Annotated in this window: 26 protein-coding genes; 5 read left to right on the top strand and 21 right to left on the bottom strand. The window is 50.1% G+C overall.

All coding sequences use genetic code 11. From position 1 onward, the window contains the following. Position 1 precedes the first annotated feature (1 nt). The 9 genes from ACOCF6_RS05335 to ACOCF6_RS05295 form a co-directional block, all read right to left on the bottom strand. A complete protein-coding gene (locus ACOCF6_RS05335) occupies positions 2–1,471 on the bottom strand; it encodes a B12-binding domain-containing radical SAM protein (RefSeq protein WP_482459357.1) in 1,470 nt (489 codons plus the stop codon). Next, positions 1,472–2,422 (bottom strand): transketolase family protein, encoded by a 951-nt coding sequence (locus ACOCF6_RS05330; protein ID WP_482459356.1) that lies wholly within the window; start codon positions 2,420–2,422, stop codon positions 1,472–1,474. Next, entirely contained in the window at positions 2,419–3,240 is an 822-nt protein-coding gene (locus ACOCF6_RS05325) for a transketolase (protein ID WP_482459355.1), read from the bottom strand. Before ACOCF6_RS05325 ends, ACOCF6_RS05330 begins: the two co-directional genes overlap by 4 nt. 39 nt (positions 3,241–3,279) lie before the next feature. Then, positions 3,280–4,215 carry an NAD-dependent epimerase/dehydratase family protein gene (locus ACOCF6_RS05320; protein ID WP_482459354.1) on the bottom strand — a complete coding sequence of 312 codons (936 nt, stop codon included), beginning with the start codon at positions 4,213–4,215 and terminating at the stop codon, positions 3,280–3,282. Further along, positions 4,212–5,192 carry a glycosyltransferase family 2 protein gene (locus tag ACOCF6_RS05315; RefSeq protein WP_482459353.1) on the bottom strand — a complete coding sequence of 327 codons (981 nt, stop codon included), beginning with the start codon at positions 5,190–5,192 and terminating at the stop codon, positions 4,212–4,214. The genes ACOCF6_RS05320 and ACOCF6_RS05315 overlap by 4 nt, the downstream gene beginning before the upstream one ends. Positions 5,193–5,261: 69 nt before the next feature. Next, a complete protein-coding gene (locus ACOCF6_RS05310) occupies positions 5,262–6,080 on the bottom strand; it encodes a GHMP family kinase ATP-binding protein (protein WP_482459352.1) in 819 nt (272 codons plus the stop codon). 182 nt (positions 6,081–6,262) lie between these two features. Then, positions 6,263–6,988 carry a nucleotidyltransferase family protein gene (locus tag ACOCF6_RS05305; RefSeq protein WP_482459351.1) on the bottom strand — a complete coding sequence of 242 codons (726 nt, stop codon included), beginning with the start codon at positions 6,986–6,988 and terminating at the stop codon, positions 6,263–6,265. Positions 6,989–7,223: 235 nt separating this feature from the next. Continuing rightward, positions 7,224–7,799 (bottom strand): type II secretion system protein GspG, encoded by a 576-nt coding sequence (locus tag ACOCF6_RS05300; protein WP_482459350.1) that lies wholly within the window; start codon positions 7,797–7,799, stop codon positions 7,224–7,226. A 128-nt stretch (positions 7,800–7,927) separates the two neighbouring features. Further along, a complete protein-coding gene (locus ACOCF6_RS05295) occupies positions 7,928–9,409 on the bottom strand; it encodes a LuxE/PaaK family acyltransferase (protein WP_482459349.1) in 1,482 nt (493 codons plus the stop codon). A 396-nt stretch (positions 9,410–9,805) separates the two neighbouring features. Between ACOCF6_RS05295 and ccsA the strand changes: the two genes are divergently transcribed. The 4 genes from ccsA to ACOCF6_RS05275 all read left to right on the top strand — a co-directional run bounded on the left by ccsA (position 9,806) and on the right by ACOCF6_RS05275 (position 13,802). Then, the gene (gene ccsA / locus ACOCF6_RS05290; RefSeq protein WP_482459348.1) at positions 9,806–10,633 is read left to right on the top strand and encodes a cytochrome c biogenesis protein CcsA; all 828 of its coding nucleotides are present in this window, start codon (positions 9,806–9,808) and stop codon (positions 10,631–10,633) included. A 107-nt stretch (positions 10,634–10,740) separates the two neighbouring features. Next, positions 10,741–11,085, top strand: coding sequence for a hypothetical protein (locus ACOCF6_RS05285; RefSeq protein WP_482459347.1), 345 nt, complete (start codon positions 10,741–10,743; stop codon positions 11,083–11,085). 95 nt (positions 11,086–11,180) lie between these two features. Next, a complete protein-coding gene (locus ACOCF6_RS05280) occupies positions 11,181–12,698 on the top strand; it encodes a cobalamin-dependent protein (RefSeq protein ID WP_482459346.1) in 1,518 nt (505 codons plus the stop codon). Between the two features lie 99 nt (positions 12,699–12,797). Further along, positions 12,798–13,802 (top strand): serine hydrolase, encoded by a 1,005-nt coding sequence (locus tag ACOCF6_RS05275; RefSeq protein ID WP_482459345.1) that lies wholly within the window; start codon positions 12,798–12,800, stop codon positions 13,800–13,802. Here ACOCF6_RS05275 and ACOCF6_RS05270 read toward each other — a convergent pair. The 5 genes from ACOCF6_RS05270 to ACOCF6_RS05250 all read right to left on the bottom strand — a co-directional run bounded on the left by ACOCF6_RS05270 (position 13,793) and on the right by ACOCF6_RS05250 (position 17,701). Continuing rightward, positions 13,793–14,494, bottom strand: a complete 702-nt coding sequence (locus ACOCF6_RS05270) for a cysteine hydrolase family protein (RefSeq protein WP_482459344.1) — start codon at positions 14,492–14,494, stop codon at positions 13,793–13,795. The two genes, ACOCF6_RS05275 and ACOCF6_RS05270, sit on opposite strands and share 10 nt — an antisense overlap. Before the next feature lie 25 nt (positions 14,495–14,519). Then, positions 14,520–15,278, bottom strand: coding sequence for an energy-coupling factor ABC transporter ATP-binding protein (locus tag ACOCF6_RS05265; protein ID WP_482459343.1), 759 nt, complete (start codon positions 15,276–15,278; stop codon positions 14,520–14,522). After that, positions 15,275–16,087 (bottom strand): cobalt ECF transporter T component CbiQ, encoded by an 813-nt coding sequence (cbiQ, locus tag ACOCF6_RS05260; protein WP_482459342.1) that lies wholly within the window; start codon positions 16,085–16,087, stop codon positions 15,275–15,277. Before cbiQ ends, ACOCF6_RS05265 begins: the two co-directional genes overlap by 4 nt. A gap of 20 nt (positions 16,088–16,107) precedes the next feature. After that, a complete protein-coding gene (locus tag ACOCF6_RS05255) occupies positions 16,108–17,163 on the bottom strand; it encodes an energy-coupling factor ABC transporter permease (protein WP_482459341.1) in 1,056 nt (351 codons plus the stop codon). Between the two features lie 157 nt (positions 17,164–17,320). After that, a complete protein-coding gene (locus tag ACOCF6_RS05250; RefSeq protein ID WP_482459340.1) occupies positions 17,321–17,701 on the bottom strand; it encodes an HsmA family protein in 381 nt (126 codons plus the stop codon). 132 nt (positions 17,702–17,833) lie between these two features. On the opposite strand from ACOCF6_RS05250, the gene nikR reads away from it, so the two are divergent. Continuing rightward, entirely contained in the window at positions 17,834–18,250 is a 417-nt protein-coding gene (nikR, locus tag ACOCF6_RS05245) for a nickel-responsive transcriptional regulator NikR (RefSeq protein ID WP_482459339.1), read from the top strand. A 71-nt stretch (positions 18,251–18,321) separates the two neighbouring features. Here nikR and ACOCF6_RS05240 read toward each other — a convergent pair whose 3' ends face one another. The 7 genes from ACOCF6_RS05240 to ACOCF6_RS05210 all read right to left on the bottom strand — a co-directional run bounded on the left by ACOCF6_RS05240 (position 18,322) and on the right by ACOCF6_RS05210 (position 26,143). Then, positions 18,322–20,184 (bottom strand): type II secretion system protein GspD, encoded by a 1,863-nt coding sequence (locus ACOCF6_RS05240; protein WP_482459338.1) that lies wholly within the window; start codon positions 20,182–20,184, stop codon positions 18,322–18,324. Continuing rightward, positions 20,181–20,357 (bottom strand): hypothetical protein, encoded by a 177-nt coding sequence (locus ACOCF6_RS05235; protein ID WP_482459337.1) that lies wholly within the window; start codon positions 20,355–20,357, stop codon positions 20,181–20,183. Before ACOCF6_RS05235 ends, ACOCF6_RS05240 begins: the two co-directional genes overlap by 4 nt. Before the next feature lie 247 nt (positions 20,358–20,604). Further along, positions 20,605–21,120, bottom strand: a complete 516-nt coding sequence (pilO, locus tag ACOCF6_RS05230; RefSeq protein WP_482459336.1) for a type 4a pilus biogenesis protein PilO — start codon at positions 21,118–21,120, stop codon at positions 20,605–20,607. Continuing rightward, positions 21,104–22,582: a hypothetical protein gene (locus tag ACOCF6_RS05225; protein WP_482459335.1), complete on the bottom strand. Its 1,479-nt coding sequence runs from the start codon at positions 22,580–22,582 to the stop codon at positions 21,104–21,106. Before ACOCF6_RS05225 ends, pilO begins: the two co-directional genes overlap by 17 nt. Positions 22,583–22,593: 11 nt before the next feature. After that, the gene (locus ACOCF6_RS05220; protein WP_482459334.1) at positions 22,594–23,460 is read right to left on the bottom strand and encodes a prepilin-type N-terminal cleavage/methylation domain-containing protein; all 867 of its coding nucleotides are present in this window, start codon (positions 23,458–23,460) and stop codon (positions 22,594–22,596) included. Positions 23,461–23,462: 2 nt separating this feature from the next. After that, positions 23,463–24,671: a type II secretion system F family protein gene (locus ACOCF6_RS05215; RefSeq protein WP_482459333.1), complete on the bottom strand. Its 1,209-nt coding sequence runs from the start codon at positions 24,669–24,671 to the stop codon at positions 23,463–23,465. After that, complete coding sequence (locus tag ACOCF6_RS05210) at positions 24,671–26,143, bottom strand: GspE/PulE family protein (protein ID WP_482459332.1); 1,473 nt, start codon at positions 26,141–26,143, stop codon at positions 24,671–24,673. Before ACOCF6_RS05210 ends, ACOCF6_RS05215 begins: the two co-directional genes overlap by 1 nt. Positions 26,144–26,227: the final 84 nt, after the last annotated feature.

Here is a 26,227-nt window from a genome sequence, read left to right as displayed (position 1 = left end):
CTCAGTTTCCTAGGAGTTTTCGTTGCAAGCGTGTAGAACTCATTTTCAACAGGTGTTCTCGCACAGAACGGCCAAAGGTCCGCTCGATCATATCCAGATAGGCCGGATTGGCAAAATAGCGGTGGAAGGCATCATCCCTGAAACGGACCACATCCCGGGCGGAAAGGGTGCGGGTCGGGAGGGGCTGCATGGAGTAGCCGTGCTGGGAAAAGTCGCGCCACTCTGTCGGAAGTTTCCAACCGTTTTGAATTGACATTTCATAAAGTCGTGAACCGGGGTAGGCCATGGCGCAGTAAAAATTAATGAATTCGCAGTTGATCTCCATGGCTAGCTGCAGAGTCTCCTCCATGGTCTCCAGAGTGTCGTCCGGCAGTCCGAATATGAAGTTTCCGATGATCTTGATACCGTGCTCCTGGATGGAACGCACCACTTCTTTAATGTCACTGGTTTGCATTCGTTTATCGGCGCCTTGACGCACATCAGGATTGGCCGACTCGATTCCAAGGGCCAGCCAGTTGATACCAGCCTGCTTCATGCGTGCCAGATTGGCCGTTTTGATGGTGTCTACCCTGGCATAAGCCCAGATGTTCAGGTCTAAGGCGCGCTCAATAATACCTTCCACGATTGCCATGTAGTGTTGTTCATTGAGAACGAACAGCTCATCGACAATTTTCAAATTTCTGACTCCATAGGTAGAGGCCAGCAGGACAATCTCTTCCACCACCCGTTCGGGGGAGCGGTAGCGGATTCCCGGTTTGCCGAAGGGGGCGTTGATGCAGCAAAAGACACAGTCGAAGGGGCATCCGAGGCTGGTATAAACAGCACCATAGGGGGAGCGCTGCCCGATGTCATCGAAACAGTGCCAGTTGTGAGCGCGGTAGAGTTCCATTGGCAGCAGATCCCAGGCTGCCACCGGAAGGTAACTGTTCAGGTCGCTGATCAGGGGCGGTCGTGGTGTCGAATGCAGCGTATCCCCTTCGTAGTACCAGAGGCCTCGAACTCTGGAAAAAACCGGGGTTGTGGACTTCAGCTCTCCGAGTAGTTCCTTGAGCGTATCCGGTCCTTCACCTTCGATGACAAAATCGACTGCCTCCTCTCTCATCGTCCGCTCGGGGAGTGCTGATGGGTGCAGGCCTCCCAGGGCTACTCGTCCAGACCACTGTGTTTTCAGTGCGCGGCAGATGGCACCGGCCACTGTCATGTTCTGGGTTGAGGCCGAGGGGTGTGAACCGTAGACTACAACGCAGGAAAGCAGCGGCTGTAGCGCGGCTGCCCTGAGTGCCGTCTCGTCGGGGGAGATGTTTTCGGCGCAAGCGTCGATGATCGCCACACTCGACCCCTCCTGAAGCAGATAGGCAGCCAGAACTGCCACCCAGTAAGGTGGTTCGATGGCTGCCAGTTCCCCCCCCAACCCCTGGTAAACCTGTTTACGGTCACCGGGGTTTATCAGAACAATATCAACAGAAGCCATTTATGTGCTCCTCACACGGTCGATCAGAGCGATCACAGCGGATTCGTCCATATTGCTGATAGCGTGAAGATGATCGCGGTTCCCCAAATCAAAGACGTAACGATCATTGACACCGACCGGCTGCAATCTGCACGGCAGGTTATGCTCACGGATCACCTTGGCAGCCAGGCTGTCCAGACCACCGTTGTTGATAAAAGCCTCCTCCATGCTGATGACCTGTTTGTAAGAGGCCAGAACTGTCGCCAGGGCCGGTTCATCACACGGTTTGAGTGTGAAAATGTCGACCACTGCTACGCCGCTCCGTTTACTGGCAACCTTAAGGGCACAGTGGGTCATATAACCGGTACTGAGCAGGCAGATATCTGTACCAGCGACTAGAGGGGAAAAGCCTTTCTTCAGATCCACAGCTGTCTGATCGGCATAAAGAGCCGGAAGCGCCTTGCCGTCGAAGCGAATATATTTGGGACCGTTGCTGGCAAGAGTTTGATCGACCAAAGCCGCCGCTGTCACCCAGTCTGCCGGACAGTAGACCGCTATGTTGGGCAGAAGCCTCATTATGGCAAGATCCTCCAGGCAGTGATGGGTCGGCCCTGATACCTGATAGCTGACGCCGCCCCCCAGTCCGAGCATTGTGACATTGACCGGACGAATCTGCGAAGAAATCGCCAAGTTGACTCTGACCTGCTCATAGGCCCGCATGGCGATGAAAGAGGCGATTGCATAGGTGTAGACAGTAAATCCTTCCAGTGCCAGTCCGGCGGCTACGTTGATCAGATTCTGCTCAGCAATGCCGACGTTAATGAAGCGGTCGGGAAACTCGGCTCGAATCCGGTCCAGAGCCGGGGCGCCCAGATCAGCTGTAAGGAAAAAGATTGAGCTGTCTGTTGCCATTCGATCACAGAGCGTACCGATGAAGGCGTCGCGCATGGTCATGGTTTTATGAGTGCTCATGGGATTCTTCCGGTGGCTTGATCGATCTCTGCAGGGGAAAGGGTTCTGATGTGGCACAAGGGGTCGCTTTCCAGTTCAGGGATGCCCTTTCCCTTGACCGTATCGGCAATCAACACAGCCGGGTGCCCATTGGAACCGCGGTGTTTCAGTACAGACAAAGCGGAATGCAGCGCTGCCATGTTGTGTCCGTCGGTTCGCTCTGTCAGCCAGCCGAAGGCCTGAAAACGCTGTTCGAAAGGCTCGACAGTCATGACGTTCTCGCAGCGGTCCAGCATGCAGAGTTGGTTGTTGTCGATAATCAGGGTCAAGTTGTCCAGGCGGTGATGGGCGGCGAACATGATCCCCTCCCACATGGAACCTTCACAGAGTTCACCATCGCCGGCTACTACGAAAATATGGCTGGCCGATCCCTTGATCTTCAGCCCCAGCGCCATGCCGCAGGCTACAGAGATGCCATGGCCCAACGAGCCGTTAATGGTCTCGTAACCGGGAATGAACGTGTCCGGGATACCGCCGAGAAAAGAGCCTGTCTGGCAAATCCGCTCCAGCTCTAACGGGTCGAAATATCCGCGATCAGCCAGGATCGGAAAAAGACAGATCGAGCCATGTCCCTTGCTGACGATCAACCGGTCACGTCCCTCCCAACGCGGATCAGTGCCCTTATGCTCAAGCAAGCTGCCGTAATAAAGCGCGGTAAAAATATCCACTGCTGACAGAGAGGATGCGACCCGGGTCTCGGGCGCTAACCGGTGCATACGCAGAGTCTCACGCCAAACCCAGTGAGCTTTTGCAACCAGCTCCGATATTTCAACAGACATAGCCACGTTTACCTGTGCTGCATTAGATTGTGATTCGAATTAAATATTCTTGCGCTGGTTACGCCCAAACAGAGCAAATCCCTTGAGCAATTCCCGGATGCCGTCATCCAGCGAACGTCGGGCAACGAAACCTGCCTCTCGCAGGCGTTGGTTCGAAACGATATAGTTTCTTTTGTCCGGGTCGCTCCCGACTTCGGCAAAATGGATGTAAAATCCGGGCAGCCGCTCTTTAATTTTCAGGGCAAGTTCTTCCTTGGAGAGGTTAGCGCCATCCAGTCCCACATTGTAGGTACGCCCGGTCATCTTCGCTGAATTTTCAATGCAGTGAATGAAGCAGTCTGCTACATCGCGTATGTGGACGTAATTTCGCTTAAAATCTTTCTCGAAAATAACAAGGTAGCCGTCAGTCAGCGCCGCATATACAAAGTGGTTTACCAGCAGGTCCATGCGCATCCGAGGCGACATGCCGAAAACGGTTGCCAGCCGGAGGGTAATGGTATTGGTCGAGGAAAGGACATCCGCTTCAGCTTCGGTTTTGGTACGACCGTAAAGGGAGATCGGCTCCAGCGGGGTTTCTTCGGTACAGAATGTATCGCCCGTTTTTGTGCCGTAGCCGCTATTGGTTGTGGGATAAATAAGCAACTGTTCGGGGCTGCGCAGGCGGTTAATCATTCTGATTGCATCAAGATTGACCGATGTTGTCAGAAGTGGATCACGGTCGCAGGCCGCAGCACCGACGATCGCAGCAAGTGGAATAATAATGTCGCACCGCGACGCCAACTTTCTGACCAGAGATTCATCACGGGCGTCACCATAAACGAAGTCGAAGCTGGGGTTGGCACACAGGTGAAAAAGGTTCTGTTCCCCATACATCAGGTTGTCGAGCACCACTACAGCATAGGAACGGTCCAACAGGAGTTCCGCCAGGATGGAACCCAGGTATCCGGCTCCGCCGGTTATCAGTATGCGGGTCATTGATCAGTTTCCTTGGTTGGTGAGTGGGTGTCAAAACCGAAGGTCGATTCGATGATATGGTTAGGTCGGTTCTTCGCCTCGATGAAGATGGCGTTGATGTACAGCCCGAGCATGCCAAGGGTGAACAGCTGGATACCACCCAGAAGAAGCATGGTCGCCATGATCGCAGACCAGCCGGGTATTGACCAGTGCATGAATTTCATGAAAAAGATGATCACGAGATAGCCAAAGGCACCGAAGGAGACTAGAAAACCGAGCAGCAGCGATAGCTTCAGAGGGGCATCCGAGAAGGAAATCAGGGCGGAGTCAAGAAAATTGCTGATTACTCCCCAACTGAAGACAGGGAACTTTGTCTCCCCTGCGAAACGTTTCTCCCGGTGGTACGTTATCGTTGTCTGGTTGAACCCGACCCAGTTGACCAGACCCCTGGTAAACGGTTTATTCTCCCGAAAGCGCACCAGCTGCTTCACCACCCTGCGGGAAAGCAGCTTGAAGTCACCAACTTCAGGTTGTAGCTTGACACTCGAGACTTTATGAAGAATAGAATAGCCTATAGCGGTGATCAGAAGTTTGATTCTTGATTCACCCGCACGGGACGTCCGTTTGGTGTGAATTACATCGATATCCTGATTGTCGAGCCAGAGGTTAACCATCTGCGGAATAAGTTCCGGCGGGTCCTGCAGGTCGGCATCCATGTAGATCACTGCATCACCTGAGGTATATCCAAACCCGGCAAAAACACAAGGTGAGATGCCAAAGTTGCGGGACATGTTGATGATCCGGATATCGTCGCTGTCTTGAGCCAGGCGGAGCAAAAGAGCCAGAGAGCCATCGGTGGAGCGATCGTTCACGAAGATCAACTCAAAATCATGGATGCGCTCCTTGAGATCATCCAAAAATACGTGTCGTACCCGTGAAACCAGCTCTTCGAGCACATCCTCTTCATTGAAGAATGAAAAAACCACCGATATTTTCACAACAGCTCTCTTCGAAACTTGATTGGATTGATTGCCGGGTCGACAGTGCGACATGGGGGCAGATGAATACTACGGGTGGTACTGGTGATCAGGTTCATACACAATTATTTTCGACCCTTCAAACTCAAACTTGAAAGGGATCTGCAGGTATCCAGCGAGTGCCTTGGACAGAACGGCCCGTTTTGATTCGGGGACGAAGAACAGCATAAATCCACCCCCTCCGGCTCCGAGAAGTTTTCCGCCCAAAGCCCCGTTGTGCATTGCCCGGTCGTAAATATCATCAATAATCTCGTTCGAGACGGCTGTCGATAAAGTCCGTTTCAGCTGCCAGTTTTCATTAAGCAGTTCTGCAAATTCACGGATATCACAGGTCTCAGTGGTTAGAACTTTGTAGGCTCTGTCTACCACGGATTTCATTGTTGCCAGTTTGTCCAGGTTCTTTGGTGTGTTTCGGATCTGTTCTTCTGCTATATCCGAAGCGTTACGTGAGAGTCCGGCGAAGACCAGCATCAGGGAACTTTCAAGGCATGCCAAGCGTTCCGGTTTCATGATGACCGGCGTTACGGCGGTCTCACCATTGGGCAGGAAATCTATCCGGTTGAACCCGCCATGGGCGGCAAAAGTCTGATCCTGGGAGCCGACATTTTCTTTTATCAGGTTCTGTTCTATATGGATGGCCTGCCGTGCAAGGTCTTTCCTGGTGAGCATCTGCCCCTGGAGAGCCATCATGCTGTTGAGCAACCCGACGGTGAATGCGGAACTCGAACCCATGCCGGACCGGGCCGGGATATCGCCATCGTGGTGAATTTCGACTCCGCGAGCCACATTCAGAAAGCGCAACGTTTCACGTACCGACGGGTGTTGGATCTCGTCAATAGCTTTCACCATTTCAATTTTTGAGTAGACAATGCGGTGGGTGTGTTCGAAAAAGGGGGGGAGGTGCCGACAGGTTATATAGCTGTATTTATCGACACAAACTCCTAATACAGTCCCGCCATGCTCACGGAAATAGGATGGGTAATCGGTTCCTCCTCCGAAAAAGGATATTCTGTGCGGCGTTCTCGATATAATCACCGTGCAGTTCCAATCAAACCTGGTAACTCCCTTTGGGCTCTCAGGTAGTCATCCGGAGTGCCGATATCAATGAAATAGCCGTCATTGAAGTATGGCAGGGCCATGCGTGTCGCGACTATTTTTTCCAGCACATCAGTTTCGAAAGAAAACTGCCTGCCAGTCGGCAAATCCTCGGCAATTTGACGGTTGACGATATAAACTCCGCTGTTGATATAGCCGCTGCCGGAGAGCCCTTTTTCCCTGAAGGCCACAATCCGTTCATTATGCACTGTGACAGTCCCGAACCTGCTACAGTCTTCTAGGTGTTTTAATGCAATAGTTATATCGCCGCTCATCGTGACATGGTACTTAAAAATGTCGCCGATATCAACGTCATAGTAGCTATCACCGTTCATAACCAACAGGTTTTCATCTCTGGTGAGGCGGGAGGCTTTTGCCAGGGCTCCGCCGGTACCCAATGGAGTCGTTTCAACACAGTAATGGAGTGACATTCCATCAAAATCGTTTCCGAAATATGAACTGATGATCTCATGCTGGTACCCTACCGCCAGAATGACTCGTTGAATCCCGGCAGTCTGCATTTTCTGGAGAAGGTAGGCAAGAAATGGTCTGCCGCACACCGGCATCATCGGTTTAGGACGGTCGCCGCTTAAGCTTTTTAGTCGAACACCCATGCCTCCGGCAAGAATTATTGCTTCTTTTGGCCCTTCTATACTTTCCATAGGCCCTGCCTCTGGCATTAAGTGGTGTTCTATTGAAACAATTCTCTTCGAAAATTGAATTCGTAGATTAAAGCGGATCAGTAAGAGTTTGATGGTGATTTTGAAAAAGGTGCAACCTGGCGGATGAGTTAATGTATGTCGTCGTCGATCAAAAACGAGTAATTATGCCTCTAAAACAAAAAGACAACCCATTGGTGTTTGGGTTGTCTTTCGATAAACTATTTAGTTGCCGACTCTATTTATTTGCATCAGCGCCGAGTGTTATACCGATGTCATCTCCTTGAGGCTTGTTATCTGTGGCCTTTGTTTCAAAAACGCCATTCGGTCCTGCAGAGAGAATAAAAACATTTTTCGCTTTATCATCAAGAAAGACGCTCATAACATAGGCATTACCCCAAGGATCAGCAGTAAATGTCGTTAAATAAGGGCCTTTCCACCTTTTTTCAAAAGCACCTCCAGGTCCATATATAGCAGTCTGCTGAGCGGCAGATGAAAGATGGTCAGAAAAATAACCAGGCGTTGCAGATGAAAAGCTTGAATCTAAGTCAACTATAGTGCCATCAGTATGCAATACATCATACCAAGTGCTAGCAACAGCATTATGCACATCGTATGATGGCCAGAAGCCTATATCCTGACGAAAACGCTGCACCGAAGTAGACAACGTTTTCACATCAGCCGTTGCCCGAGTAATTTTCGACTCGTCAATTTGATTGAAAATCATCGGTACTAAAACACCAGCCAGTATGGCAATAATACCAGCAACAACCACCACCTCAATAAGAGTAAAACCACGATTACTTCGCATCATCTGCTCAGCCCCTCCTGATATTTTAATTAGGAAATCACATATATAGAAAGTGTATACTATAGAACGGTTTCATTGTAAAGTGGGAAACCATAGTATGTTACTGATTCAGGGTGCAAAACAAAAGCTGTTCAATGCCCCTTTTTTTCACTGGATTTCTCCGATTTCAATCCCGCAGGATGATCAACCAGCGTCTGTTTCTCTGCCTCCTTTACATACCACTCCAGTGGACGGTCGGTTTGATCCTTGAATGTGTTCAATGACTTATCACGTTCGTCTGCAGCCTCCTGACTGGCCTGGGATACGAGGATTTCGTCGACTACCTGCGGGCAGGAGGCAACAGATCCGGGCCGTGCCTCGATCTCTTCCCGGATGCTCGGGTCTTGCGTCTTGGGGTCCTTGGCAAAGCGCATCTTGAGGTCGATGGAAAAATTAGAATATGCCTCAAGCATCCGGAAAATGGTTGAGTCTCCCATCGGACCCATGGTGCGGTCTTCATCCGGTAGTGGTGAAACCTTGCCATTCTCAATCTTGGCTCTGCCAACTATTTCACATCCGGTGCCATTGTCGGTCGTGTAACCCAGGTTATCGGTGATGACTGCAAGAACAGTCGGAACGTTGGCCAGATCCCAGTGAGCCATCAGGCCGACTTCGCCGTCCGGCAACGGACTCAGATCGTCGATGTTCATAGCCAGTACCCGTGACCAGGGGGGGACCGGGCGGGTGCGCTCCCGGGGCGGTAACCCCTTGACATAGCGCCGCAAGGTGTTATCGAACAGGTTGGTGGCGGTTTCTGCTTCGCCCAGCACGTTTACACAGTGGGACTCGGGGATATCCAGAATCTCTTTTACCATGGCGTAATAGTCATCCCGGGTTACAACACCGAAGCGGCCACGGTAACCGCCCCCGTCACAGATACGGCTTCCAGGAGGGAGTTTAAACATCATCTTCTTTTTGCGACAGGATTGGAAGAAGTAAACGTATGCAGCCGTTGCGCCGATTAATGCTACCGGAACTCCGCTTTGTTCAGACTCGCGCAAGGCCTTGAGCAGATTTTTTACGTCTATGCCTGTTTTACCAAGCAGGAAGATGCTGTCTTCGGTGCCGAAGTGGGTGCGGGTCTGGTCCATGCCTATAGCCATGCCCATGGAGGGGGCCAGTTGCGGACTTGGCGCCAGAATCAGGATCCGGCAGCGCTTGCCCTCTTCAAAATCGGGAAAGAGGTATGAAGCCGTCATTTTTTTGTTGGCCGCAAAGACCAAGCGTTTGCCGTCTTCATCACGGAAGATACGTCCGCGCTGGGTCAAGCTGGTCGTACCGCCAGTCAGGCAGGCCATGACGGATTGTTCCAGAGGAAACGATGCAACCAGGTGGGTCTTGAAGACATCATTGTAGACCATTGGAACGTCCTGCCAACGGCTGATAGTGCCCGGTTTTACCTTTTTTATGTCGCAGAACTCACGGAAGATCTTGTTGGTCTCATAGTGAAGGGCAAATAACTGCATACAGTAGTCGTTAAATTTATCGTCGCTAAGGTCTCCGTCAACTCCTGCATCTATTATGGAAAGGATTTCTTCAGTCAGACGGTGGCTTGTAGCTGCGCAGTCGGTCATAAGGTTGCTCCTGTTCGAGGTCCTGGTGGTATTGGTATCGGGAGTGAATGATCAGGCAATTGCAATTTTCACACCATTTGAAGTCGCAACAAAAGACGTAAGAAGCTAACAATTAACAGGTTGTTTGTTGTGAACAAATGCATAGTTTAAAAGGTTGTGCACAAACATTGTGCGGAGTGCCTAGTTGTTGGGCATTGGCTTGGCTCGGTTGAATGGTCGTGTTACAAATAGCTGAACGACGGGATTGGTACCGCTCTTCTAATAGACAAAAGCGACTTTTCTGTTTATAGTCACTAGCCTGTTTTAGAGCGGGACGAAGAACATTCCCAGGTTAGTATGTGAAATACAGTCTACTTTATAGGCTCTTTGTGTACTAAGAATCAAGAGGGAAAAGCAATGCTACAGTATGAAATGACGTTATTCTGGACCGCGGTTGCCTGTTACGGCATTGCTGCATTCTGTTATATTTTCGGCCTGTTGGCTCGCAAGGAAGCCTTGTTCAATTGTGCCCTTTCCTTTGTTGTGGTCGGCTTCTGCGGAAATATCGGCGCTGTTGCTGTACGCTGGCTTGCCGGTGGCGTGCCGCCGTTTATTGCGGTATCTGAATCCCTTGCATCGGGAGTGCTGATCGCTGTTTTTGTTTTTTTGATGTCACAATGCGCGGCTCGAAAGCTTGAGCCAGCCGGTGTGCTGGTAATGCCGGTCTGTTTTGTTCTACTTGGTTGGTCCGGCACCCTGATGAAGGATATTGGCAGCACCTTGCCACCAGCACTGCAGAGTACCTGGCTCTGGACGCATATCTTTGCTGCAACGACCGGCTTTAGCTGCGTTCTGTTTGCAGCGGCCCTCGGATTTCTTTTTCTGCTCAAAGAAAAAAAGGCCGGTGGTGTGTATGAGAGATTCCCAAGTCTTCAGCGACTTGATGAACTCAGTTACCGTTTTATCAGCGGAGGGTTCGTGTTTCTGAGCCTGATGATGGTCTCCGGCGCACTCTGGTCAAACCAGGTCAAGGGGAGTTACTGGAATTGGGACCCGGTCGAGGTTTGGTCACTGGTCTCCTGGCTGGTGTATGGCATCTATCTGCACCTTCGCATTACCATGGGGTGGAGGAACCGGCGCTTGGCAATCTATTCGCTTGTCGCTGTGGGACTGATGATCCTCAGCTATTGGGGGATTCCGTTCGTTTCATCGAATTTTCATTCCGGTTTCAGGGTCGAGCATTAATTAGTTCTGTTCTGCTGCGAATAGCGAGGCCAAATAATTTTTTTCTAGCATTCAGCAAGATGCCGTCCCTGCCAGGCGCTGCAATTTGACTTTTCCGGAGATCGCTGTTGAAGAAAACGCTGATAGTACTAAATGGTTTTATTCACGACTTTGCCGCCGGAATCTGGCTGGCGACGATTGTCACTATTGCTGTGCTTCACAATGCCCACCTGAATACCCCTACTGTCGTTAACGTGTTGAATCATCTGGAACACCTCTTCTTCTGGGGCAGTGTTGTTGCGGCAGTGGTCATAATGGCAACCGGTGCCGGGCGCACCTTTACATATGTAGATAACTGGTATGGCGAGGATGCGGAGCGTCAACGCCGCAAGGCGTTGGTTGTCAAACATGTTGTTCTCTTTTCCGCCTATGCGCTTGGTTATCTTTGGGTGTGGGGCAAGGTCTTTCACTAACACTATGGGTAAGAAAATTGCAGACAAAAAAGAAATAATAAGATAAAATCACTCTTGTTTGAACGTGTCTGCACCAAAGCATATAGAGGATTTCTATGACCATAAAACGTGTTGCCTTAATTACCCCGCCCTATCATTCTGGTGTTGTTGAATCCGCTGGTACGTGGCTTAATGTTGGATTTGTCTATATGGCTGGTTCATTGCGCGCTGCCGGGTATGAGGTGGACTATTATGATGCCATGTCGCTCTGGCACAAGTGGCCGGACATCAAGAAACGCATCGAAGAGTTCAAGCCTGATGTTGTCGCCACGACCGCCTATACCGCTTCCATAGTGGAAGCTCTCAAGCTCTGCAATTTTGCCAAAGAGATAAATCCTTCTGTCGTTACTGTTCTGGGCAATGTTCACGCTGCCTTCTGTTATGATGAGATCCTCAAGGAAGAGCACGATGTAATGGATTATATCGTCAGAGGGGAAGGGGAGGTGACGCTGGTTGAACTTTTAAACTGCCTGAATGCCGGAGGTGACCCCTCTTCAGTCAATGGACTCGCTTTTTGGCGGGATGGTGGTGTCGTTGTTACGCCAAAAGCCGCCTATATTCATGATCTGGACGGTTTGCCAACCGCTTGGGATTTGGTTGAATGGCCCATCTATACCTACCGGGCCAAGAAGAATGCGCGGCTGGCAATCATATCTACATCCCGCGGATGCAAATCGCAGTGCTCATTCTGTTCGCAACAGTTGTTCTGGGCCCAGTCGTGGCGAGCCCGTTCTGCGGAAAATGTTGTGGATGAAATTGAAATGCTGGGAAAAACCTACGGTGTCCAAGTCGCCATGCTTTCCGATGAATTGCCAACGTTTGATCGTGAGCGCTGGGACAAGATTCTTGATTTGATGATTGAACGACAGGTCCCGGTAAAATTGCTGATGGAGACCCGCGTTGACGATATCCTGCGCGATGCAGATATCATGTGGAAATATAAAAAGGCCGGTATCGAACATATTTATGTCGGTGTTGAAGCAGGATCCCAGGAAACGCTGGACCTGTTCAAGAAGGATACCCAGGTAGCCCAGTCCAAGCAGGCCATTGATCTGATCAATGCGGCTGATATTGTCTCGGAAACGTCTCTTGTTCTCGGCCTCCCGGATGATACCCCGGAATCGATTGCTCAGACCGTTGAGCTGGCAAAGCATTACAACCCGGACATGGCATTCTTTCTTGCTATTGCACCCTGGCCTTATGCGGAACTGTATCCGCAACTGGAAGAGTATGTAGCTACCAAGGACTACAGCAAATACAATCTGGTAGAGCCGGTCATAAAGCCGAAAAACATGACCTTGGAACAGTTGGGGCAGGAACTGGGCAAGGCGTCGCAGAAATTTTACATGCATAAATTTCAGCATCTGCATGAACTGACTCCCTGGAAACAGGAGTTCATGCTGTCGGTTCTGGATATCTTTATCAATCACTCCTATCTGGCAGGTCAGATGAAGGCTGCCATGAAGGAAGGCAAGGATATGCCTGAAGAGGTAAAAGAACTGATGCGTACAGTAAAGGGGCATGCCAAGGGGCAGGAACTGGATCGTCATCCTACGATTGCGCCGATACCTTAGATTTAGGCACCTCAGAAGCACAAGAGCCCTGACTGCTTACGCGGTCGGGGCTTTTTGTTCAAAATATTTGATTTGGAACATCGCCTGGAAAGAGACTATATGAAATTGAATAAGCTGGCTACGTACATTTTAATCCTTATCTTGGGGGGAGTTATAGGTTTTACGACACATGACGTAATGCTCAAGTTTAATAGGAACAGTAACGTTGCCGGTTATGTCGAAAAGCATGAGGGCCAGATACGCCATATCAACCCGTTGCTGGCTTGTGATATTGCAGATGATATGATACGTGCCCCGGAACTTGTCCCATTTAAAAATAAAATCGAAACGTATTTGAATTCCGGAATAGATAAACGATGGTCAAAAAAAGTGAGTGTCTATTTTCGGGAACTGAATGACGGTCTGTGGTTCAGTATCGGGGATACGGAAAAGTTTACTCCGGCAAGTCTTCGTAAAGTTCCTCTTATGATTGCACTTCTGAAACAGGCGGAAAAAGAGGCAGGCCTGCTTGACCGAAGCGTGAAATTCGATCTGGCAAATGACTACAACATCAATCAGAATATCAAACCCTCCAAGACGTTGGTGCCGGGAAATGAGTACACCATCAGAGACTTGATCTACAGAATGATTGTGTATTCAGACAACAACGCCTTCACCTTTCTTACCAGGGTGGTTGATCCTGCCCAGTTTGACAAGGTATATTCCAACCTGAGAATACAAAATCCGCGGGTGATCAAAGATGATAACTTTCTCTCTGTCCAGACCTATGAGTCTTTCTTCAGGATACTCTACAATTCTTCATATCTGAGCAGGGAATCGTCAGAGTGGGCATTAGACATTCTGTCTAAATCGGAGTTCAGAACAGGACTTGTAGCCGGTGTTCCCCCAAATATTTCCGTTTCTCACAAATTTGGTGAGAAGTCAGATGTGAATGACGGCACCGTTCAATTGCATGACTGCGGCATAATCTACTATCCTCAACACCCATATTTACTGTGCGTCATGTCCCAAGGTCCCAATTTCGAATTTCTTGATGATATTATTGCTGAAATATCGCGGATTTCGTTCGCGGAGATTGACCGTCAGCACTCGAATCACAAATGATCCAGTGAATTGCATGTTGAACCGTTAATCGCCAGAACTGCCTCCTGACTGTTCAAAATGCAGATCCCCTTGTCATGATAACGTTTCAGCACCCGGCCCATATCCCTCCCCGTCATAACAGCATCTGAAACAACGGTAACCTGGTAGCCCCGGTTCAGTGCTCCCAAGGCTGTGTAGTAGACACAAAAGGCTGCATCCAGACCGACCAGAAAGATCTCGTCCACCTGACGATCAATCAGAAACTGCTCCAGCTTTTTGTTCGAAAAGGCATCCGTCCGGTTCTTGGCAAAGTCGTTTTTGTTGACTACGTTAACCCAACGGCAGATGCGCGGCTCCAGCCTGCCGGCGAGTATGCGACCCCCGTGAAGTCGCGTGACGAGGGAGTTGGTAAAGACCTGACGGACATAGGCCACTTCCTGGCCCGAATGGTCGAAGGAGTCGATCAGACGGTTGACTGCTTGAACCATCTTCCCGAAGGGCGTGTTTACCGGAAGCGGACAGGATGCACTCTGCATGTTGCCGCTGCTCTCCTGAATATCCAACACGAGCAGGGCTCGGGTCGGCTTGGGATAGCTCTTGATCCGTTTGCCTCTCGTCGGGATGAACATGTTCCTGAGGACGTACAGTCCACCCAACAGAATAAGGGCGAAAAAAACGGACAAGGCAGTTGTGAAAATGGATAATAGATTCATGATAATCTGTCCTGTCAAAGCCGAACTAGAATCCTATTTTGGAACATTCAGGACAACCCTGCAGTGAAAGTGGTTTTTCCAGTCGGCACTCTTTCAATAACTCTCCATTCATGAACACATCTCTGGTTGGCCCGTCAGCAGCTACTTTCCCCCGGTTCAGGATGATGGTGCGTTCACATACTTCATAGACCATATCTAGATCATGGCTGGTGATGATACGGGTATGACGAAAATCTTTGATCAGGCCGATTAGCTGTCTGCGGGCAAAAGGATCCAGGCCGCTGGTCGGCTCGTCCATCACCAGTATGTCGGGGGCCATGGAGAGCACGGTTGCGATGGCAACCCGCTTCTTTTCGCCCCCGGAAAGATTGTATGGAGGTTTGTCCCGCAGATGGCAGGCGCCGACCTGTGCCAGGGCGTCCGAGACACGCTGTTCAACATCCAAACCTGACAGACCAAGATTACAGGGGCCAAAGGCGACATCTTCGAAGACAGTCGGCATGAAGAGCTGGTCGTCCGGATCCTGAAATACCATGCCGACTGTGCGGCGAATGTCGGGCAACGTCCCGGGGGTGAGTAGGGTGTCTCCGATCCGAACCTCGCCACTTGTTGCGCACAAGCAGCCGTTGAGGTGCAGCAGCAGGGTTGATTTCCCGGCACCGTTGGCACCGATGACAGCCACTGACTCACCATGGGTGATGCGGAACGATATGCCAGCGAGTGCCGAGGTGCCATCGGGATAGCTATGACACAGATTTCTGGCTTCCACGATGTGATGACTCATGGAATCATGCCTGTGATCAGCTGACCGAAAATCTGAGAGGTGTTTTGCAGGCGCAGGAAGATCAAGAGAGTGGACCAGCCGAGAACAAAGCGGAGTTCGGCCATTCCGAGGCGAGACTGACGCTGACTATGGAATATCCCTGTAAATCCGCGGCTCAGCATTGACATGTGGATCCGCTCTGCCCGTTGCCAGGTTCGGAGCAGCAGGTGACCGATCAGGGAACCGAAGCTGCGGATGCCCAGTCCTTTTTTGCCGCAGGAGCGCAGTTCCCGCGCCCGTGATGTTCTGTTACCTTCTTCGGCCAGTACAAAGATATAACGATAGAGAAACAAAAGTTGTACGGCAAAAACCTGCGGCATGCCGAGTCGTTCCATGGCGTGACAGGCTGAGGTGAAGCCGGTTACACCCACCAGGATAAAGGCTGCGCCAATGGTCAACATGGATCTGATCAGGATGGAGGCACATGATATCCAGCCGCCAGAGATACTCAATGGCCCGAGTTGCAGGAGTATCTCCCGGTCGAAAACCGGGTTAAATATCCCAACAGCCAAAACGAACGGGCAGAGCAGGGTGACCTTTTTCAGGATGAATAACGGAGGAATGCCGGCCAGGGTGATCATTACAACGGGAAAAATGAAGAAGGGGAACAAGGCGGAAAGCTCGTATCGGTTGTAGGATACAACACAGAAGATGAATACCACTGTTACAAGAACCTTGGCGCGGGCATCCAAATGGTGGATTTTCGAATTTCCGCATGCCAGCCGGTCCAGACGTTTGAGATCCAGTACCGCACTGTGAATTGAAGCCATGAGAGGTCCTTGGCAATTATTTATGCAGAATGGAACCTGCGTTTCAGGAAAAATCCTGTCAAAAATGCAAATCCAAATGTTAAAATTCCACCGAAAAGCCCTGCCATGCTGCTTCCTACAGGATTGTTCTGATTAACAGGATATTTTTCATGAGTTGCTGCTGCTTTTGATTCTACCGTCTTTGCTTCAGACGGTTTCTTGATCGAATAATCCGGCAGGAAGGCGGTCTTTTCCTGCAGGGTTTTGAGCGTGCCATGCAGTCCCCGTTCTGGTCCCTTCAGTTTCTCTTGTCCGGTTACTTTCGCTATCGACCATTCCAGGCCATCCGGGTTATTGGAAGCGAGCCGGGGAGCAAATCCACACACTATCAGGGCCACCATCAAGAATGCCGGTATGAGATTGCGAACGGGTTGGCAACTTATCGGACGTGCATCCAAGGCACGTTGCAAAATATCCGGTCGGGCTTTGTAGACAAATGAAATTACCGTGGCTGTAATCAGGCCTTCGACAACTCCAATCGCCAAGTGGATCGGCTGCATCATGAGTACAAAGGTTGAAAAAGGAAGCGATGATATTTCCGAAGAGACTGTTTCCAGCACAACAGCAAAGGCACCCATCTGCAGTCCAACAATGGCGGCGACCACAGAGGCAGTGGATATCTTTGTAGCATTTGCATGCTTGCCGATTATTGATTTGTAAATAAAGGGGTAAGCGATGAATGCCGGAAAAAAACCGAGGTTGAAGATGTTGCATCCCAGTGCCAGTAAACCTCCATCGGCAAAAAACAGTGCCTGCACAAGTAATACTGAGGAAATACAGAGAAAGGCCGCATAGGGACCGAGCAGGATCGATAACAGTAGACTTCCGCCAAAATGCCCGCTTGAACCGGTTAGCGGAATGGAGAAGTTGAACATCTGGGCCGCAAAGATGAAGGCGCCCAGAACACCCATCAGCGGGACCTTGCTGCTATCCAGTTCTTTGCGTACCTTGCTGGAGCAGTAGGCAATTGTACCTGCTGAGGCTGCCCACATGGTCCCGCCAACAGTAGGAGATAAGAGCGCGTCTGCCATATGCATCGGGAATTCTCCTCAGTGTGAGGCACGAAAAAAAATATCGTAACACCATTGTTATCTAATAATTGTAATTAGGTGTCAAGCGTGATTTATGCTACTCGCACTGAAGCTAAATTAGTAAATAGCAATTGGATAAGCAGGTATCGGGAAGGTTGTAAAGCTATCGCTGAAAGCGCAGCATGCCGGAGATGGCCCCACTGGCAAAAGCAATTAACCAGCAGGTATAGATAGTCAGGCTTACACGGTGAAAGACCCTGTTTGCCACCTCAGCCTTCCCCGAGAGAGAGGCTACCAGGGCCAATATAAAATGGAAGGCCATTCCTGCCAGGGATGCGATTCCGGTGATATTGTGCCACTGGGGCGCTTTGCCGAATGTGTTAGCAAAGTGGTTCATCTCAGTCGTGCCGAGATAATCGCACAATAATCCGATGCCGAAGATAACAAGGTGACGGGTATGCAGTCCCTGCTTCCTTCCGCTGAAAACGGCCCAGGTATAAAACAGCAGTGCAAGATTCATCCAGATGATGGCTCGTACAAGCATCAGAGATACTCCGGTTGATATAATTTTTATGAGGTGCAGTCAACATTACAAAGCAGTTTCAATTCAGGGCAGAATCGTCTATAAGCAGTGCTGTATTGGTGTTACCACATTTATATGCTGGGGGCAAAGGCAATGGGAAATACCGTGAGATTCGGCATATCGCTTGACGAAAAGCTGCTGGAAAATTTTGATACACTGATAGAACAAAAAAGCTACATGAACCGATCGGAGGCAATCCGCGATCTTATCCGTGCATCATTGGTGGAAGAACGGCTGGGATCCGAGGGGCAGCAGGCGATTGGTACTGTAACGTTGGTCTACAACCATCATGTCCGGGATCTGGCCGACAAGCTGACTGAGCACCAGCATTCACATCATGAACAGATTATATCTACTGTGCATGTTCATCTTGATGCCCACAACTGTCTGGAGGTGCTGATTATTCGTGGCAATGTTCGAACCATCAAAAAAATCGCCAATGAGTTGATCGGAGTCAAAGGTGTCAAGCATGGCAAACTGGTTTTGACGACCACGGGTGAGAATTTATAAAGAGGGTTGTGAGGCCTCTTTTTCGATTGAGGGTACGTCGATAGTTCTGTTTAATCTAACTGTTTGTTTCTTTACGGTTTGGTTGGTGCCGGCGAACTGTTTTCATCTGCTGGTTGCTCAAAGGGTTGAGCACCAATCGGAATAAGTGCCTTGTTTGTTTTCATGATCCAGTCGCGTGAGGACTTTTCCGTTACCAGACTGCCCAGATTATTGATCAGATGAAATGACCCACCCATGTCACGCATCCGTTTCTCATGTTCAGTCCTGATTTCATCAACGGTTTTAATATTCAATATATAAGGGGTCATCATAATGACCAACTCACTTTTTGCCCGTTCCTGCTTGCTGTAGGAAAAGAGCATGCCGAGATAGGGAATGTCTCCCAGAAGTGGAACGCTGCGCTTGGTTTCAGCCAAGCGGTCAGATATCAACCCGGCTATGACGATGGTTTCCCCCGCGCGCGCATCCACCATGGTGTCAATTTCTCGAACGCTGATTACCGGCTTGGTGCTTGTCTTGTCGGGCGAGGTTGACACCTCCTTGATCTCCGAAACACTGGGATGGATTTGCATGGTAATAGACCCGTCCTGGCCGATCTGCGGAGTCACATCAAGGAAAATACCGACTTCATCAACTTGTGGAATTGTGGTGAACGTGTCCTGACCACCGATGGCGTTGTTCTGGGTTGTTTTTGTTGAAACCCACGAGACCTCTTTTGTGGTGAGCTTGATGACCGCTTTTTGGTTGTTGAGGGCACTGATTTTCGGGCTTGAGAGCATGTTTATATTGCCCTGTTCTTTCATTGCTTCGATAAACGCAGAAAAGTCGCTGCCCGTTGCAGAAAACTTGAATGTACTGCTGCTGGCCGCCGCCGCAACAGTCGAACTGCCAGGTATAAGGACTTGAGTTAGTGTGGAATTTGTCGCCTTGTCTATGACACTTTTCCAGTCAATTCCGAGCGAGAATGAGTCTTTAAGGCTGACCTCCATTATATGTGCCTGAATCAATACCTGCCGCTTGCTGCCTTCTTCGACATCGGTCAGGAACGTTGCTATTTTGTCCAGGTTTTCTGTGAAATCAGTGACCATAATGATGCCGGCTGTTTCGTTGACAACCAGCTGTTTGAGTTGATTCTGGCTGATTTGTGCGTTCTGCAGCATTGGGTCATCAACTTCTGTTGTCTGGGTGGTGGATCGGGCGGTCAACCCAGCAGACGACTGCCGGTCATACCCGCCTTGGGAGCTTGAGCTTCCAGCTGTTTGGGCTGAACTACTCATCGTATGTTCACCTACGAGCTTTTTCTCGGCTTCACCGCGGATATACCCCCCGCCCTCACGTTTGCCCAAGCCACTTGTGCCGAACACCAGCATTTCCAGAGAGCCTTCCAAAGCTCCCCAGAAATCGGATTTACCTTCAGTTGACACCGTAACGCTACCTGAACTGCCGCTGGCAGAAAAACCGGAGACGTTCGTGTTGCTGGTGGAGTTGCGTTTATCCTTGATGTAGTTGACCCGGAAGATCCGTGTGGAAAGTTGCGGTCTGCCAACCAGGATGATGCCGTTCTCTACCGTGGCGGTGTAACCGAGCGGCTTGAGAACCGCATAGAGCAGTTCACCCAGTTTCCTGTTCTGAACCTCTATCTTGACAAGGCCGCTGATCCCGCGTTCAGCAACGATCGGTACCCCGCTCTCTTTGGAGAGCAGCATCAGCACGTCCTTAATATCAGCATTTTTCAGGGTGAGCGAATAAGTCCGCCCTGGATCAGTCTTCTTATACGCATCCGGTTCTTTTCTCTGGGGTTCGACCTTTTCTGGCAGATTAGCTGCAAAATAAGAAGGGGCAACCTTAGTGTCACGGATAGTGCTTACGGCGGGATTGACGCAGCCAGCCGTGGAAAGTGAAAGAACAAGTATGGTCCATGTGCGTATATTCATCTGTTACCTCGATCAATTCTGCCCTGGTGGATATCGAAGATCTGCTTCTCTTTTTCACGGCGGATGGTCACTCGATAGCGGCTGATCCCAGCGATGGTCCAGCCGTCAATGTGGTCACCTGGTTTAACTGTCCTGCCATTGATGATGGCGTAATAGTGCTTGTTGACCTTCATTATTCCCTGCAGTGCAAGGTCTGGTGAGTCTTGCTTGGCGGCTGACGGGCCTGATGCCTGTTGTCTCGTGCCCTCAGGACTCTTGAATGGTTCTCGTTGCCAGGAAGCTGAATCTTCCGCAATGGATTTCCATTGGATCGAGCTTCCATGACCAACTGTCGCAGGTGACTGTGCGGCAGCTGAAGCAGACTGATTCGTACCAGCTACGCTGAGAACCAGCAGTTGTATGCACCCGACTATGCAAGGATTAGCGCGCATTCTGACCTTTCAAAGAAAAAAGTTCCAGGGAGAGACTCCCCGAAACACCCTGTTTGTCAGGAACTAGTTTTATATCGGTAACTCTCTTGAATCGCTCAATGTTCTGGACTCTGCGAATATACTCTGCAATGGAGCGATAACTTCCTTTGACTGTGATCAAGAATCGAAAACTGCTCAGTTCTTCGGGTTGAGTTGTCCCTCGAGTTGTCGTTCGTGAAGTCGGATTTGCTGAACTTGCCTCATGCGATGTCAGTTTTGATTGCTTGGCCGCTGTATAAAGATCCTCGATGAATGAAGCAGTGTGTGCATCTGTGGGGAATAATCTGCGAAGTTTATCCATCTCCTGGGCCGCCGCCCTAATTCTTGAGATCTCAGCTTGACTGGTGCTGATTTCGGCCCGCAGACGCTTGTCTGCAGCGTTTCTCTTGAGCCGGTACAGCGGCAGGGCTACGGCAAGTATCAGAAGATAGGTCGCAAGGATGATGAGCTTATTTTGCCGAGTCAAGCGGTGTTACCTCGCAGGTGAATTTGACGGTCATTACTTTTTTCTTTTCACTGGTGGTTGATATAATTGAAGGCTCACGATAGTGGTTCAGGTATGGTGATCGATTCATTACATCCATAAGCCTTGTCAGGGTTTTCTGTGTGCCAAGGTCACTGGATTGGAGGAACGAGGCACTTATGTCAATCGAATCTTTGTTGCTCTTGCTCACATAGTTGAATGAGTCAAGGTAAACGCCATCAGGCAGGCTCATGGCCAGTTCTCTGAAAATCGGGTAGAACATGATCTGACTGCCCGAAAGCTTCCTGAGCAGGTCAAGATTTTTGGCAAAGATCGATGATGTTGCCTGAGATGCCTTCTGAGCGGCAAGTGCCTTTTTTGCCGTGACAGCCTGCTTATGAAGCCGGCTATGCCGAAACTCGGTTGTGATAACTATGCCGACTGCCAGCAGGGACATGGCAATATAGATCAGCATCCCTGATTTTTTTCGCAGCGGGAAGCGGCGCAACAGGTCGGGATGCATGAAGTTGACGAGCACATCGCCATAGTAGGCCTGCTGCAGCCCTTTAAGTGCAGTGAACGGGCATTCTTCAGTCTGGCTATCTGTCAGTCCGGCGGGTAACAACAGGGCTGTTTCGACATCCATGGCGTCCTGCAGGGTTGCAGCCAGTTCCGGGATAGACGTATCCGTTCCGCATAGCCATACCTTTTGAAGGGGGGTCATGGGGTTGGCGCTAAGGTATTGGGAATTGATGCGGTACAGCAGATCAAGGATGGTAAACATGCGGCGCTTCAGGTTCCGTTCTGCGTCGGGCCCGGTATTATAATCGGTTTCATTTATTTCCTGGGTCTCGTGGAACAGCAGACTGGAGGCCGAGATGTAATATACTTCTATCGAATGCGTGTTGACTTCAAAGATGGCGTGGGCATTGAAAATCGACTCTCGGATGGATGCAGCCGCATGCAGTGTGGCATCGATCGCGGTGGTGACCGTTTTCAGTTTAAGATGTGAAGTGCTGAATATTTTTTTGTATGCCCTGAGGGTGTCAATTGTTACGTATTCGGCCAGCCATGTCTGGTTGTTCTGATCAACGGACATAGGGACCAGGTTAATCTGGGGAGATTCATTGTCAGGCCCTGTGGCGGTCTTGCGGGTCAGAAGTTTGAGCGCTTCCTGCTGCGGCATCCGCGGAAGAACATGTGTGGTAAACTGAATATCAGCAAAAGGCAGGATCAGGTGGGCCTGATCCAGGCTGATACCCGCATCGGTGCGAATCAGGGAGAGTATTTCTGTCAGTTCGTCTTCAAGCAGAACTGCCGTGTCCGCAGATTGATCGTCCTGCCTGTCGTGCCTGCTGGATTCCGCATGTTTCAGCAGATAGGCCTTTTGAAAACGTATGACCTCGTTTTCGGTTGCGATGGCGCGGATGTGTCGGTCACGTATGTCGAGGAAGAGATCAGCCATGGTGTCCTGAATTAATAAGTGAGATTCAAGTTGTACGGCATTGTAGAAAGGCTATCACTGATGAACAAATTATACTTTGGAGATTCTGTTGGAGTTGGATCGGCACAGTCAGCAACTTGATGGCGTTTGCCGTAAATACGGGCATTACCGATTGGCAACCTAAATCCTTTGGCGCTATATAAACTGAAAACCGAGGAAGGGGGTGATGTACTTAAATTTATACAATTCGAAGTTAATGTTATTAACCCATCAATATCTTCAACAAAAAAATTGTATGAAGTTATTACCACCGGTGGTGTAACGAATGTAATTGTAACATTTCCTTTGACCTTATCGGTCGGTGCAACTTCCTTGAGATCAAGTGGCACGCAGATGTCATCGCCAAGGCAGAAATTTGCAGAACTGCTTGGTTCGCAAGGATTGTATGCTGCGTTAAGAATTCCATCCAAACCGCCGCTTCTCAGTGCTCCGGATAAGTAACGATTATCAGCACTCATGCATGCCCTGTAATCTATTGAGTTACCCCAAGCATCCTTTCTGTAAACAGCCTGGTCAATTCCGCCCATGTAAGGGCCGTTCCAGTGAGGGTAGTCGCTTGTCGGACGATTCACAAGAAAAGCCAGGCTGGAGGATGAAGAGCTGTTGGCAAAGGGCAGTTCTCCATTATCACCGACAAAACCGTAACTGGTCCTGATACCGTTCTGGATCAGATTCTTATCCCCAACCATAGCCAGTTTGAGAGCATTCAGCCGCTCTTTTGTCGTCTGTACGTCCTGGTTCTCCCAGAATTTCCAGACTGTAGGCACCAGCATACCGGCCAGGATCGAAATGATGGCCATGGTAACAAGAACCTCAATCAGTGTAAAGCCGCGTTTCATCGTTATCGCACCTTTAGGTTGCCGACCACTTTGTAGATCGGGAGAAAGACCGAAAGCAGGAGCAAAAGCACTAGCCCGCCCAGAAGAACCATGGTCAGCGGTTCGATCAGAGCGACCAGCTTTTTGATGGTTTCTGGAACCTCTTTGTCAAGGATGTCGCTGGCGCGGTTTAACGCATCGTCCAGTTTGCCGGTCTTTTCGGCAATGCCGACCATGTCTACCACCAGGTCCTGGATATAGCCGGTGCGTCGCATGGCATCAGAGATACTGTCGCCGGTGACCAGAGCTACAGGGATGGTGTGCAGTTTTTCAGACAGCACCGTATTTCCGACGACTTCGGCTCCGATGGTGAAGGTCCGCTCAACATTCAGACCAGCGGCATGCAGCGTGGCGATGATTTTAAAATAGCGTGAAAGGTTTATCTTGCGCACAAGGTTTCCGACTACCGGAAGGCGCAATGTCATGTGGTCTATAAACCTGAGCCCGTGGGGGGTGCGTTTGAAAAACTGGTAGGCTGCAATGAGTATGGCAACGCCAACAGCAATCACCAGGATGTAGCTTCTTAGAAAACCGGACGTTGCCACCATGATTTTGGTGGGCAGAGGCATGTCCGCGCCCAGGCCGGTTAGGAGTTTAAGCATTTTGGGAAAAACCACGGTGAAGATAATGACCATCAAACCGCCCATGATGGTCAGGATGGTGATCGGATAGGACAGTGCGTTGCGGACGGTTTTTCCGAATTCGATCTGCCAGTTCAAATACTTCATCAGGAAATCGAGGCTGTTATCCAGGGTGCCGGAGGCCTCTCCTGCCATGACCATCTGGACATAGTAGGGGGGGAAAATCTGCGGCTGTGAATCCATGACCTGAGACAGTGAAAGACCTGAGTCAAGACCCTGGTAGATTGCATTGGCTGTATAGGTTATCTTTTTGTTGGAATGCCCCTTCATCAGGTCATGAATCCCTGTCAGGATCGGAATTCCGGAATTGACGACCAGTTTGAGCATATAGGTGAAATCCAGCAGATCCTTTTGACTCAATTTTACGCCGAACAGATTGCCGAAATTGATAAATGACGTGTTTTCCGCTTCGATCAGGGTCATGCCCCGGCTCGAGAGGATGCGTTCAACATCATCAACACTCCCGGCAGAAATCCTACCCTGGCGAATGTTTGATTGCTCATCTATGGCACGGTAACTGTAAGCGCCCATTAAATCTCCAGCCGGGTGGCATGGCTGACTTCATCATACGTTGTAATTCCGGAGCGGATCTTTTCGATGGCCACTTCTCGCATCGGGGTGAATCCTTCTTCGGTTGCCCGTCTGCGGATATCTTCAAGGTTGGCCTTTTCGTTTATCATTTCACGGATGGTCGGTGTAACCTTGAGGATTTCGTAGATAACTGAACGACCCTTGAAACCGGATTCATCGCAGACCGGACAGCCTTTTGACTTGTACAGTTTTTGCTCGCCCGGTGAAATCCCCAGTTTTTTGTATTGGGGACTGAACGGCGGCACCTCTTCCTTACATTCCTCGCAGAGCGTCCGTATCAGCCGTTGCGCAATGATGGAGTCGAGGGTCGAGGAGATCAGGAACGGATCGATGCCGATGTCCATCAGGCGGGCAATACTGGATATGGCATCGTTGGTGTGAATCGTGCTGAACACCAAGTGCCCGGTAAGTGCGGCCCTGATGGCCAGTTCGGCGGTTTCGGCATCACGCATCTCACCGACCAGAATAACATCAGGGTCCTGTCGCAAAATCGAGCGTAAACCACTGGCAAAGGTCAGGCCGGCCTTGACATTGATCTGACATTGTCGCGCCAGCGGGAGCTGGTATTCGACCGGGTCCTCGAGCGTGATGATGTTCCTGCTGACGGTGTTGATCATGCTGAGACACGAATAGAGTGTGGTTGTTTTGCCGGAACCGGTCGGCCCGGTAACGAGGATCATGCCGAAGGGGAGCTGAAGTGAATTGTTCAGCTTCTCGATATCATCATCGAAAAATCCCAGGTTTTCCAGTCCAACCTTGATCTGGGCTTTATCCAGGACGCGCACGACGACGTTTTCACCGCCGACAACCGGAAAGGTTGAGATGCGCAGATCCAGTTTGCGTTTCTTGTAGAAAAACTCGGCGGAGCCATCCTGAGGCAGGCGGGACTCTGCTATATTCATCTGCCCCATGATCTTGAAGCGCGAAACAATCGGGTTAAGCAGTTCAAAGGGGAGGAACATGCTGTGTTGAAGTATCCCGTCAATCCGGTAGCGGACGCGGATGCCCTTCATATCCGGATTGATGTGAATGTCCGTGGCGTTGCGACGGATTCCGTCAATAAGGATCTTTTCTACGAGATTAACGAGAGGGGAATAGGCGGAATCCAGTTCTTTTTTGCCCAGAGTACCTTCCCGTTGAAAGAGGGAACTGCTCTGTTTTACCAGGTACTCCATTTCCTGAGGCATGCTGGTAGTTGGGCGGGTTTCACCATGCGTTGATTCGTCCGAAGTCGTTTCGGATAGTGACAGTACCTTGAAAAGGTCTTTCTGGCTGACGAACCCCAGACTGAAGAGCACGGATCCAAGGAGTTCGCCGGATTTTTTTTGTTCTACCAGGGCGATCTGGAGTTGCTCATCCGTGATGAGCCCTTGATCAAGCATCACATCGCCGACACGTTTTTTTGGAGGCATAAATACTTGACCCGTCGAGGAATGCTACATCCCATCACCGCAACGTACAATGGAAGATGCAACACATTGATTTACTGATTGATA

The sequence above is a fragment of the Geobacter psychrophilus genome (assembly GCF_056821595.1).
The sequence above is the reverse complement of the archived record's forward strand: the minus strand, read 5'-3'. Positions and strand labels throughout refer to the sequence as shown.